Source organism: Mucilaginibacter sp. 3215 (assembly GCF_050433785.1).
GTDB lineage: Bacteria > Bacteroidota > Bacteroidia > Sphingobacteriales > Sphingobacteriaceae > Mucilaginibacter.
In genome coordinates, this window is sequence record NZ_JBNPWO010000014.1 from 113,507 (window position 1) to 126,068 (window position 12,562).

8 protein-coding genes and 1 pseudogene are annotated in these 12,562 nt (G+C 45.5%); 8 read left to right on the forward strand and 1 reads right to left on the reverse strand.

Annotation, left to right across the window (positions count from 1 at the left end; genetic code table 11):
* The first annotated feature begins 2 nt into the window (after nt 1-2).
* Genes ABIC84_RS20390 through ABIC84_RS20405 form a run of 4 tightly spaced genes read left to right on the forward strand, consistent with a single transcriptional unit; the run spans nt 3 to nt 5,871 of the window.
* Complete coding sequence (locus ABIC84_RS20390; RefSeq protein ID WP_429264747.1) at nt 3-821, forward strand: hypothetical protein; 819 nt, start codon at nt 3-5, stop codon at nt 819-821.
* Nucleotides 822-879: 58 nt separating this feature from the next.
* On the forward strand, nt 880-1,662 hold the full coding sequence (locus ABIC84_RS20395; protein WP_429264748.1) for a hypothetical protein: 783 nt from the start codon (nt 880-882) through the stop codon (nt 1,660-1,662).
* 10 nt (nt 1,663-1,672) lie between these two features.
* Nucleotides 1,673-5,617 carry a DUF6443 domain-containing protein gene (locus tag ABIC84_RS20400; RefSeq protein ID WP_429264749.1) on the forward strand — a complete coding sequence of 1,315 codons (3,945 nt, stop codon included), beginning with the start codon at nt 1,673-1,675 and terminating at the stop codon, nt 5,615-5,617.
* A complete protein-coding gene (locus ABIC84_RS20405) occupies nt 5,617-5,871 on the forward strand; it encodes a hypothetical protein (RefSeq protein ID WP_429264750.1) in 255 nt (84 codons plus the stop codon). Before ABIC84_RS20400 ends, ABIC84_RS20405 begins: the two co-directional genes overlap by 1 nt.
* 149 nt (nt 5,872-6,020) lie before the next feature.
* Here the strand turns inward: ABIC84_RS20405 and ABIC84_RS20410 are convergent.
* Nucleotides 6,021-6,419, reverse strand: a pseudogene (locus tag ABIC84_RS20410) (integrase core domain-containing protein); the annotation flags it as partial.
* Nucleotides 6,420-6,571: 152 nt separating this feature from the next.
* Between ABIC84_RS20410 and ABIC84_RS20415 the strand changes: the two are divergent.
* From ABIC84_RS20415 to ABIC84_RS20430, 4 genes are all read left to right on the forward strand, one after another.
* Nucleotides 6,572-6,802, forward strand: coding sequence for a helix-turn-helix domain-containing protein (locus ABIC84_RS20415; RefSeq protein WP_429264751.1), 231 nt, complete (start codon nt 6,572-6,574; stop codon nt 6,800-6,802).
* A gap of 469 nt (nt 6,803-7,271) precedes the next feature.
* Complete coding sequence (locus tag ABIC84_RS20420; RefSeq protein WP_429264752.1) at nt 7,272-10,661, forward strand: hypothetical protein; 3,390 nt, start codon at nt 7,272-7,274, stop codon at nt 10,659-10,661.
* Between the two features lie 18 nt (nt 10,662-10,679).
* Nucleotides 10,680-11,498 carry a hypothetical protein gene (locus tag ABIC84_RS20425; RefSeq protein WP_429264753.1) on the forward strand — a complete coding sequence of 273 codons (819 nt, stop codon included), beginning with the start codon at nt 10,680-10,682 and terminating at the stop codon, nt 11,496-11,498.
* Nucleotides 11,495-12,541, forward strand: a complete 1,047-nt coding sequence (locus ABIC84_RS20430) for a hypothetical protein (protein WP_429264754.1) — start codon at nt 11,495-11,497, stop codon at nt 12,539-12,541. Before ABIC84_RS20425 ends, ABIC84_RS20430 begins: the two co-directional genes overlap by 4 nt.
* The last annotated feature ends 21 nt before the right edge of the window (nt 12,542-12,562 follow it).

The window sequence follows — 12,562 nt, forward strand, 5'->3', positions numbered from 1 at the left end:
ATATGAAAAGACTAACGCTAATCACAATTCTGTTCGTTTCCATATCGAACTATCTTTTTGCTCAATGGACGCCGAGTGGAAATGATATTTATAACAGCAATACCGGTAATGTGGGGATCGGAACGTCGACCCCGAAAGCCATTTTGGATATGGGCAAACCATTGAACCCTGGGCAGGTAAGTACCATTTTGGCCCGACTCTCTGAAGGCTATAGTGCTGGCGGAGGGACGTATCTCGGTACCGTAGGCTATAACACACAACCGAGCGTAACAATTACAGATGTGACAGACGTGAAAAGCTTTGCGATTGAACACAGCTTTTATGGCGCGACCAACAGCTCCATCAATTTTTTGCGGGGTGGCGGTACGACCGGGGGTAGCATTTCATTTAACACCAATGACAATACTGAAAAAATGCGCATTCTGTATAACGGGAATGTGGGCATTGGTATAGCACATCCGAAAAACAAGTTGGACGTGAACGGCACTGTTCATGCCAGGCAGGTTCAGATAGACCTCAATGGCTGGGCGGACTACGTGTTTAAGCCAACGTACCAGTTGCCTGCATTGAGCGATGTAAAATCCTACATCGACCAAAACCAGCATCTGCCCGAAATCCCTTCAGAGCAGGAGATTTTGAAAGATGGATTGAATGTGGGAGAAATGAACAAGCTACTGATGAAGAAAGTGGAAGAACTGACTTTGTATCTGATCGAGAATGAACGAAAAGACGAGGAAAAGGACAAGTTGCTGGAAGGCATGCAGAAACGCATAACCCAGTTGGAAAATAATACTTCAAAGCAAAAAAGACGTCAAAAATGAAAAAGACCTTATTATCACTAACATTTATATTCTTTTCTACAGTTATCGCACATGCCCAATGGAACACCAACGGGGTGAACATTTACAACAGCAATGCCGGGAACGTCGGGATTGGAACAACAACCCTGCTGCAATTTTGTCCGTCAAAGGAAGTGCTTTACCCTCCCCTCAATGGTCGGGCTACACATCGTCTATGCAGGTGGGAGAGTTAATGATCCAGGACTACAATGTAATTCCCCAGGTTGGTATTATGCAAAATGTATATTGGGACGGAAGTGCTAATAAGTATATCTTAAATGGCTATGCTTCACAAATGTACATGGGCGCTAATGGAAGTATTGCGTTTTCTGTTTACAACAGCGGAACGAGCGGAAATGCGGTTTCTGGTACCGGTGTTGCTATGACTATAGCAAACAATGGAAATGTTGGCATTGGCACACCTTCCCCTGATACCAAGTTAGCTGTTAACGGCACCATACATTCCAAATCTGTTGTGATTGACCTGAATGGCTGGGCGGACTACGTTTTCAAGCCAGCCTACCAGCTCCCGCCTTTAATGGCAGTAAAAAACTACATCGACCAAAACCAGCATCTGCCCGAGATTCCATCGGAGCAGGAGATTGCCAAAAACGGACTGAACCTCGGCGAGATGAACAAATTGCTGATGAAGAAAGTGGAAGAGTTGACTCTGTACGCAATCGAGAACGAACGGAAGGATAAAGAAAGAGAAACAACAAAGGATAAGCTTTTGGCTTCACTTCAGGAGCAGATTAATCTGTTGAAGGAGCAGCTTACCGCTATCCAAAAAGGGAATAAAACTAACCAAACCAATCACAATTAATATTTGAAGCATGAAAAGAAATGCTCATTACCCAGGCCGTTTTACGGTAGCAATCGTATTGCTGCTGTTTGCGATAGCTATGCGGGCCTCGGCACAGACCTATATCGCGCCACCGGCAACGCTAACTACCGCACCGGCAGCGGGCTCCTATTACAGCAATAGCAGCATCACCCTAAACCCTAACTTTACTTTTACCGCCACCTCGGGAAGCGGCCTTAACTTTTATATCGTAGCGCCAGACTGCGTTCCGCAGACGATAGCGCTGAGCGCCAACCAGAACTATATCCTCACCTCGGTGCCGCAGGTAGGAGGCATGACGAGCGCGGCTTCGCTTGCAAACCGCACCACCTGCGAGCTGATGCAGACGGTGCAGTATATGGACGGCCTGGGCCGGCCGCTGCAAACCGTGCAGGTAAAAGGCTCGCCATTGAAGAAGGACATCGTACAGCCCTTTGCCTATGACCAATATGGACGTGAAGCGATGAAATACCTGCCCTATGCGGCCACAACAACAGACGGCAGCTACAAGAGCGACGCGCTGACAGGCGCATTAACCAATTTTTATAATCCCGGCAACACCTCGGCAACGCAGCAAACCAATGGCATGCCGAATACTTCATTTCCCTTTGCACAAACGGCTTTCGAGGCATCGCCCCTGAGCAGGGTGGTTGAACAAGGTGCACCGGGAACGTCATGGCAACTGGGCACTACACCTGATGCCGGCAGCAACAGCCATTCGGTACGGATGGTATATACCACCAATGACCAGACCAGCACTTTTAGTACGGTTGTAACCGGGAATAACGGGAGCAGGATAGCAGCTTTGTATACGGCGGGTATCAGTGCGACCGGCAATCAAAGCCGTATCTTAAGCAGGGCGAACAACAATGCCACCTATGCCCCTAACCAGTTATCGGTCACGATCACCCGTAACGAAAACTGGAAGTCGCTGCCATCATCTGACGGTTGTTTCAACACCACCGAAGAGTATAAAGACAAGGAGGGACACGTAGTGCTGAAACGCACTTATAATATCAAGGGAGCGGCAGCAGAGATGCTCTCGACCTATTATGTGTATGATGACCTGGGCAACCTGTGCTTTGTATTGCCGCCGGCTGCAAACCCGGATGCACAAGGCACGGCAATTTCCCAGATAACGCTGGATAACCGCTGTTACCAGTACCGTTATGATACTCGGAACAGGCTGGTGCAGAAGAAAATCCCGGGCAAAGGCTGGGAATATATCATCTACAACAAACTCGACCAGCCGGTAGCCACCCAAGACTCGGTGCAGCGTATGAAATCGCCACAAGAATGGACGGTCACAAAGTATGACGCTATCGGCAGAACCGTACTGGCAGGCATTTATCAGCATACAGGCAGTACCGCAGGTGTGGATATCCACGCGGCGATCCAGGGACTGGTGGATAACCAGAGTGCCCAATGGGAAACACCGGTTAACACCGGCAACGGTTATACGACTAATAGCTGGCCGGGAACTATGGCAACTCCGCTGAGCGTGAATTATTATGACAGCTATGCGGGCATCCCAAGCTTTCCGGCAGCCTATGACCAGACCGGCAATACCGCATACAGCAAGCAGACAACCGGACTTTTGACTGCTTCAAAAAGGCTGGTGCTGAATACCGCAGGCGACTATTTATGGAGTGTGCCGTATTATGATAATAAAGGGCAGGTGATCAGGACGTTCAGCCAGCATTATGTAGGAGGAAATGCCCTGTTAAGCGTTTACAATTACGACGATATACAAACCAAATACAATTTCACCAAACAGCCTACGGAAGCATACAGGTACCATTACTTAAAGGACTCGGCAGGTAACGCTGGGGTGCGTACCCTGACCGAACGGAATAGTTATACCTATGATCACATGAGTCGTGATCATAGAACCGTCCACCAATTACAGGACGGCAGCAGTGCAGCGCCGCAGGATTCAGTGATATTGACCAGGAGTGATTATAACGAAGTCGCCCGGCTCAAAACCAAACGCCTTCATTCAAAAAATAGCGGGACGAACTACCTGCAAACCATCGACTACAGGTACAATCCGAGGGGCTGGCTGAGCAGCATCAACAACGCGAACCTGAACAGTGACGGTGGCCTGACGAACAATGATACCAACGACAAATTTGGTGAGGAATTGAGCTATGACGGCACAACCACGGCAGCCAAACAATACGGCGGCAATATTGCCACCGTGGTTTGGAAATCGGCACCAATTGTCATCGGGGGTACTACAATAACACCGATAAAACAAACCTATAATTATGGTTACGATAACTTAAACCGCCTTCTTTCCTCAGTATCAATAACAAGCACCAGCAACCCCAAGGATAACCTGTATGGTGAAAATGTGACCTATGACAATATGGGAAACATTACTGGCTTGGGGAGGTATGATAATACCGGCACAGCAGCCAGCCCGGTAAGAACCCGGATCGACAGCCTCACCTATACCTATACACCCAATACCAATCTGGTAGACAAAATCGATGACGCAGCAACAGGCTATACAGGAAACGCAGGTTTCAAAGATGCGGTACAAACAGTCCACGAGTACACGTATGACGGCAATGGCAACCAGACCAAAGATCAGAATAAAGGGATTACCGGCATAACCTACAATCTGCTGAACCTGCCGCAAACCATCACCAAAAGCGACGGTAGCACGGTAACCTATGTGTACAGTGCAGAAGGCAACAAGCTACGAAAAATATTGGTAGCAGGTGGCCTTACCACAACAACGGAGTATGAGAATGGTATCGAATACGACAACAGTACGAATACTATCGCCTTTATCCAAACCGAGGAAGGCCGGGCAAGGAAAAGCGGCAGCACTTATGTATACGAATATGACCTGAAAGACCATTTAGGCAATACCAGGGTAAGCCTGACGCCTGATCCGGCAGACGGCAGCCAGCAAACAGCGAAACTATTGCAGGAAAATGATTACTATGCTTTCGGGTATGGGATTCAATCAACACAACAAACAATATCTCCCAAAAATGAATACCTTTATAACAACAAAGAGTTACAAGAAGAAATCGGAGGGCTGTATGATTATGGCGCGCGGTTCTACGATCCGGTTATTGGGAGATGGACAACGGTTGATCCTCTCGCAGAAAGTTACCGTACTTGGTCTCCCTTCAACTATGTTCAGAACAACCCCGCAAGAATGACAGACCCTGACGGAATGGGTCATTTCGATAGGCAGGGAAATTGGATCGCGGATCCTACTGATAATGACACCTATGATTTTCGGTCGCAGGTGACCCAAAATGGTCAAACGTTTACCTGGATGGGAAACAACACAGGGTGGATCGCGGAAAATCAACTACCCGATGATCAGTTGGAAAGTATGTATAATGGTTATACGCGGGCAGGCCAAAATCCATACCAGGGAGCCTACGGCAACCAAATAAGGATCTGGGCTCAATCCTGGGCTGGCTTTCAATCCGGTTACCAAAGGAACACCAGGGGACTTGCTTTAGCCAAAGGTACGGCAATAGCTGCGACAATGGTGATGAGCGGCGGGTTAGGAGCTGGAGAGGTTGGGGGAAATTTCTTAATAAATGGAGTTGCAAGAAAGGCGGATTTTGCGGAAGGATTGGCTGCTAGATTAGCAGCGGAGGGATTATTAGGCTTAAGAAACGTTGCGGGAATAAGTTTAAAGGAAGCTTTAGCAAAGGTTGGCGGCTCTACCGAGGCTTCGGAATTTTTGGGATGGGGCAGTAAAACTGTATTAAAGAAAACAGCAGCTGACTTTACAAAAGAACAATTGTTAGAGGCTGGTTACACGAAAGAAGCATTGCAAGATATTTATTCAGGTCTTATGGAGGCCGCTAAGAAAACTATTCGGACCACCGGGAAATTGAATCCTGCGTCTGTTGTAAGAGCTGAACAAGTTTTAGAAATTTTACTAACTCATTTCTAATGAAAAAAATTAAAATCCGAATTAAGAACGATAGCGATGACTTAATGTCAATAATAAAGGAGCCAGAGGCAATAGAAGGATTTATTAGCAAGGGCGATAGGATTTGCGTTGAAACCAACGATGAAGAAGACAACATTCAAATTAATGTTGGTAAGAATGTTGATGGAACAATCTTCATCCAAATATGGGATGCGCTTAATACATGTTATACGATAAATCATAATGGCAAAAACATGTTTGAGGAGTACCTTTAGATGTAATAGCCACAACTTGATCTGACAGTTGAGTGGTTTTAAAAGTTGTCAGATGGGTTCTGTGAATATAGCTTATTTTGTGCAAACTCGGCAGACACAGCTTTTATCTCATCACTTTGTGGGGTGTGAGATAAAAGCTGGTCTTCGGCCAGTCTCTCCAGTAGCTTTTCCTGCGCCATCGGGATGCTGTCGATAAAGGTCTGCGTAGGCGTTTTGCCAAAGCAATATCTTCCGCTGTGCGTACGCTCATTGTTGTAATTAAGCATCCATTTGTCCAGGTCAGCCTGTAGTTCAGCGATGCTACGATAGATCTTCTTTTTGAAAGCAATAGCATAAAACTCATCCTGAATGGTACGATGGAAGCGCTCACAGATGCCATTGGTCTGTGGGCTTTTGGCTTTGGTCTTGCTGTGATCTATATCCTCGATAGCCAGATACAACTGATACTCGTGCTGCTCCCGTGATCCACAATATTCTGTCCCTCTGTCAGTCAGCACCCGAAGCAAACGCAGGTCATATTGTTCAAAGAATGGAACTACTTTGTCGTTATTATACATCGCACTAACCATATGTGGATAATTGGGCGTATACTCGCACGAGTCAAACGGGCAGGTTGCTCGATTTGTAATAAGTTTAGGTTTACCAAGGCGGGGCGCGAGGTCGCCGCTTCGGTTATTTCACAACAACATCCATTTACCCAATGCATACCACTCCTGAAGAACGGTTATTCCTCGAAAAGGTCGGCCTGAAAATCGCGCAATTGCGAGAACAGAAAGAATGGAGTCGACAGCAGTTGGCCGACATGGCGGATATCGACATCGCGATGCTGATTCAAATAGAACAAGGAGCCTGCGATGTCGACTTGTGGGATATGGACAAGCTGCATAAAAGCCTTGGGGTGGATTCAGGGAAATTCTTTGCAGTCCTTTAAAGAATGCAACCCGGAGGAGTATGAAAAGAGAAAGTAAATAAAACCATTTGCTGACGATTACCGAATTGAAAGTTAATAGGTGTTTTAACCTTTGTGTTTTGTTTAAAACACCTATTGGATTTCAAAAGAACAATATTTAACTTTCGCGCAATTATATAACTAATATGCACCTTAATATCACAAATACCATGAATGTTCAGATAACATCACTTTGTTATCACTTATTATTCGTAACCGCCCCTCAAAAGCACATCAACTCTAAATACATTGTGAAATAACGCAATTTTTTAGCGCACTATGTTTACGATTATCAGCAGCAATTGCAAATAGGTAAGCATATTAACAAACTTAAACTATTATCCAATTTAAAATGAATCTCCTTAACCCAAGGTTTTATTTAACCCTTTGTGTTTTGTGCACTTTTTTTTCGATCAGAACATTGGCGCAAAACGATCCACTAAATCCATTTATGGCAACCGAAGTTCTCCCGCCCGCGCCCAATGCCGGGCAGTTGGGACGCTTCGGCGGCGTTGGCCCAAGTCTATTTACCGGTGCGGCACAACAGCAAATAGCATTATTTACAGTTCAAACCAGAGACCTGAACGTACCGATCAGCTTATCCTATCATTCTTCAGGAGTAAAAGTGGACGAGTTGGCATCACGGGCCGGTCTTGGCTGGGTGCTGAATTTTGGGGGTGTAATCAACAGGACTGTCTACGACGTCCCGGATGAATTTGGCACATTCAAATCTCCTCCCACAAGCTTTAGTAATCGTATTCCGACGTTGTATAATTATCTTAAGACCGCCGTGCAAAATGACTATACCGGCCAGGACACTCAGCCCGACGTTTTCAATTTTAACTTTAATGGTATCTCAGGGAAATTCATACTGGATTCTATCAAGCATCCTATATTGATTGACAAATCCAACCTGAAAATTGAGCCTGCTTTTTCAGGAACTGTGTGGAATTTTAAAATCACTGATGGTAACGGCACACAATATTTTTTTGGCGGAAGTCAGGCGACAGAGAACACCAAAACCTATACGGCAGGCGGCACGGGCTGTGGGAAAACCTATGGATCACCCATACCAACTGCCTGGTATTTGAATAAGATCAAGTCGGTAAAAGGCGACTCTGTGGTATTTAAATATACTGAGATCGATTACTTCTACAGCTCAGCAGTGAGTGAGTCTTTAACCCGAACACCAAATACCGGAGCCGGAGCGACATGCCCCGGCGATCAGACAACCTGCGGAACCATCTCCAATGATATTGTGTGTGGGGCATCGCTTAGTACACAGGGTGTTGCATTAGCTGAAGTCGATTTTGATCAGGGCAAGGTAACAATCGACAATATATCAAGGGCAGACGTAAATGGCGATGTTCTAATAGGTAACATTAACATTTATAATAACACCAGCTCGGCTGTACTTAAACAATTCTCGTTAGGGTATATATATTCCAATAGCGGGACAAACTATGTTTCTAATAAATATATCGGAAGCAGGGAAAAAGTAAGACCGTTTCTTCAGAGTGTCATGGAAAAAGACGCAGGTTCCGTCGTTTCTCAAAAATATGTTTTCAGTTATGAAGACATAAATGGACTCCCACCACGCCTTTCGTTTGCTCAAGATCACTACGGTTATTTTAATGGAAAAGACAACACGATCTTTGTGCCTCCTGCGGATGATCCGTATATCCAAGACATGTTCCCCGCGTTTATGGGCAATAGAAGTGCTGATTCCGCTTACGCGAAAAAGGGACTTTTAACAAAAGTTATTTATCCCACGGGAGGAAGTGACAGCCTCGTCTATGAACCCCATAAAGGCCTTGTTACCGTCGCTATTCCTCCGCCAAATAAGACCGTTTCCCAAACCGTGACCGGGGCTGGCGTAAGGTCGCCGGTCACAGCTTCGAGTACGTCAAGCGTGATATTGAAATTAGCTGGCGGTGTTTTTACCTTATATTGCGAAGGGCTCGGAGGATCGGGCACCTATGACACGATACATCAATTTGCGGAAGCCGAAGTCGACGATGCCGCTTCCGGTTCGAGAGTTTTTTACTTGAAAGCCCTTCCGTTTGAAACAAAGACAGCCAACTTTGCTCTCGAGACAGGGCACACTTATACGGTAAAAGTTACTGCATATGGTTCGGTTATAGCAGGAAATGCCCGGCTTACTTACGCTGATGGGGATGTTACTTATCAGCAGCAGATAGGACAATTTGGCGGAATGCGTGTTGCAAAGGTTATCACATTCGACCCCGTTCAAAGTAACACTTCGACGAAACGTTTTTACTACGCGCCTCTATCTAATTTTAGCGCCCATTCGAGCAACACAGTTATCGATGCGGCTTCGATTCTTTATTATAAGGATTATAAATCGATCACCAATTGTGAGACTTTCTGCACTTATAAGCAAGGCAGTTCATCCAGCTTATATAACCTTTTTGTCTATGACGGCGATAATGTGGTATATGACAGCGTAATTGAAGGGTTCGGCAACAATTTTGAGAACGGAGGAGTAGAGCACCTATTTACCGTCCGTTCCGATATCCCCGCTCATATTGCTATGGGAAGCGATGTCAAAGGAGCTCCGCTTTCAAATATCGGCTGGGATAATGGGCATGAAACCAATACCAACTATTTCAAAAAAAACGGGGCTGGATATCTGTACACCCGAAAGATTTATAATCACTTTGTAAACGACAGTCGGGCAAAAGAAACTCATTATGGTTACGTAATCACTAATGAGTACACGATTGAACATAACCCGATTGCCTCGACCGATTACGATCAGTTTGACGTATTGCAATACAACATTAATTCCAATTGGGTATATAAGGACTCCACCAGGACGACGGACTATGATGCCCAACAAAATATCATATCTTCCCATTTAGAAGTTAACCGATACGACAACCCGAATCATTTCAATCTAACTCGCAATCAGATTACTAAAAGCAACGGACAACTGCTGACAACATTAACTACCTACCCACAGGATTATACAACTTCAACAACCTTCATTAATAACCTTGTTACCAGTCACGTACTTGACGTGCCAGTTGAGACGGTAGCATATCGGCAGAACGCGGATGGCACCAATACCAATATTATTTCCGGACTGCTGAGGACGTACAAGCCGGGTGGAAAAGGGCTTGTCGATTCGGTATATGGCATCAAGACGGTGAATCTGATTCCGCTTGCTTCTTTCAAATTCTCCAATGCCGCCTTCGGAGTGTTGCCCATTACGGGTGCAGCGGGAGGATATGCAAAGTCCGCCAGCTACGAGCTACGACTAAATTCAGTTAGCTATGACAGCTTCGGTAATTTGACCGAGCAACGGGTTGAAAACGGGGCGTTCATTTCATATAAATGGGGATACAACTCGACCTATCCTATTGCAAAAGCAACCAATTCGGAGCCGAACGAATTCTATTACGAGGGATTTGAAGAAAGCACAGCAAGCGGCGTGACAACAGGTACGGGGCATACGGGCGTCAGATACACTACCAACCCTTTGGTCACGTGGACAAAACCAAACTCACGCAGCTACGTGATTAGTTATTGGTATCGTAGCGGCACCGGGGCGTGGCAGTTCAGAAAAGAACAGACATATGTTGGGCCAAACTTCACTATGTCGGGCGGAGACTCTTTTGATGATATCAGAATTTGTCCAGCAGATGCCCAGATTAATTCGTTCACATTCAACCCTATGCTTGGCGTAACAAGCAGTACTGATGGTAAAAGCGAAACTACATACTATGAATATGACTCGTTTCAGCGATTGATGAATGTTAAAGACAAGGATGGCAACATTGTTAAACATACAGATTATCACTACAGCGGACAATAACACCTAAACAATATCAATATGAAAAGACTAATGCTAATCACAGTTCTGTTCGTTTCCATATCGAACTATCTTTTTGCTCAATGGACGCCGAGTGGAAATGATATTTATAACAGCAATACCGGTAATGTGGGGATTGGAACGTCGACCCCGAAAGCCATTTTGGATATGGGCAAACCATTGAACCCTGGGCAGGTAAGTACCATTTTGGCCCGACTCTCTGAAGGCTATAGCGCTGGCGGAGGGACGTATCTCGGCACGGTAGGCTATAACACACAACCGAGCGGAACAATTACAGATGTGACGGACGTGAAAAGCTTCGCGATTGAGCACAGCTTCTATGGATCGACCAACAGCTCCATCAATTTTTTGCGGGGTGGCGGTACGACCGGGGGTAGCATTTCATTTAACACCAATGACAATACTGAAAAAATGCGCATTCTGTATAACGGGAATGTGGGCATTGGTATAGCACATCCGAAAAACAAGTTGGACGTGAACGGCACTGTTCATGCCAGGCAGGTTCAGATAGACCTCAATGGCTGGGCAGACTACGTGTTTAAGCCAACGTACCAGTTGCCTGCATTGAGCGATGTAAAATCATACATTGACCATAACCAGCATCTGCCGGACATTCCTTCGGAACAGGAGATTTTGAAAGATGGATTGAATGTGGGAGAGATGAACAAGCTGCTGATGAAGAAGGTCGAAGAGCTGACTTTATATCTGATCGAGAATGAGCGAAAAGACAAGGAAAAGGACAAGTTGCTGACAGGCATGCAGAAACGCATAACCGAGTTGGAAAATAATACTTCAAAGCAAAAAAGACGTCAAAAATGAAAAAGACCTTATTATCACTAACATTTATATTCTTTTCTACCATTATTGCTCATGCCCAATGGAGCACTACCGGCACAGTTACCTCTACAACCAATTCAGTTGGTATTGGAACAGCAGCGCCATCTCAAGTCTTCGATGTAACTGGAACGGGAGGTTCTTTTAGTACCACTGGTAAAGCTAATGCTGCTTTCATACAAGATCACACCAATTATAGAGGCATAAATCTTGGTTATGATAGCTCTGGCCAGATAGGTATCATTGGGAGTAGTACACCTGGAGCCCCGAGCAATCTCGCATTTTGGAACCATAGTGGTACCGGCTGGTTTGAAGCTATGCGCCTTACGTCTAAGGGCTATTTAGGTATTGGAACAACAGCCCCACAAGGCGCGTTGCACGTCAATGGCATGTCTGTTTTTGCCGGAAACTGGAGTAATTTAGATAACAGAAATAACACGGTTAGCCTTAATTTTTTAGCCAATACCGGCCAGATGGTTTTGGGATGGAATAGGACACAAGCTGATGGGGAGACGGATTTTATCGCCAATCAGGGAGCCGGCACCGTTGGTGGATTCGCATTCTATAATCATAATAATAGTAATAACGAAAGTCAGTTACTTTACATTCGGGGAGATGGTAATGTAGCCATTGGCACGTCAGATCCTAAAGGCTATAAGCTTGCAGTGAACGGCAGTGTTATTGCAACCTCAGTTACTGTCAAGCTTTATGGCAGCTGGGCAGATTACGTTTTCAAGCCGACGTATAAGCTTCAGCCCTTGGCAGAGGTTAAGTCCTATATCGATCAAAACCAGCACTTGCCGGAAATTCCTTCGGCGGACGAGGTAGAAAAAAACGGGCAGAACCTGGGCGAAATGAACAAATTGCTGCTCAAGAAAGTGGAAGAGCTGACCTTGTATGCAATTGAGAATGAGCGGAAGGATAAAGAGCGGGAGGCAACCAAAGATAAGCTGCTAACGTCGCTTCAGGAGCAGATCAATCTGATGAAGGAGCAGCTTGCCGCTATTCAAAAAGGGAATAAAAACTAACCAAACCAATCACAACTAATA

Coding starts and splice junctions, on each gene's coding strand:
- ABIC84_RS20390 (WP_429264747.1), top strand. CDS start 3: ATGAAAAGACTAACGCTAATCACAATTCTGTTCGTTTCCATATCGAAC.
- ABIC84_RS20395 (WP_429264748.1), top strand. CDS start 880: ATGGAACACCAACGGGGTGAACATTTACAACAGCAATGCCGGGAACGT.
- ABIC84_RS20400 (WP_429264749.1), top strand. CDS start 1,673: ATGAAAAGAAATGCTCATTACCCAGGCCGTTTTACGGTAGCAATCGTA.
- ABIC84_RS20405 (WP_429264750.1), top strand. CDS start 5,617: ATGAAAAAAATTAAAATCCGAATTAAGAACGATAGCGATGACTTAATG.
- ABIC84_RS20415 (WP_429264751.1), top strand. CDS start 6,572: ATGCATACCACTCCTGAAGAACGGTTATTCCTCGAAAAGGTCGGCCTG.
- ABIC84_RS20420 (WP_429264752.1), top strand. CDS start 7,272: ATGGCAACCGAAGTTCTCCCGCCCGCGCCCAATGCCGGGCAGTTGGGA.
- ABIC84_RS20425 (WP_429264753.1), top strand. CDS start 10,680: ATGAAAAGACTAATGCTAATCACAGTTCTGTTCGTTTCCATATCGAAC.
- ABIC84_RS20430 (WP_429264754.1), top strand. CDS start 11,495: ATGAAAAAGACCTTATTATCACTAACATTTATATTCTTTTCTACCATT.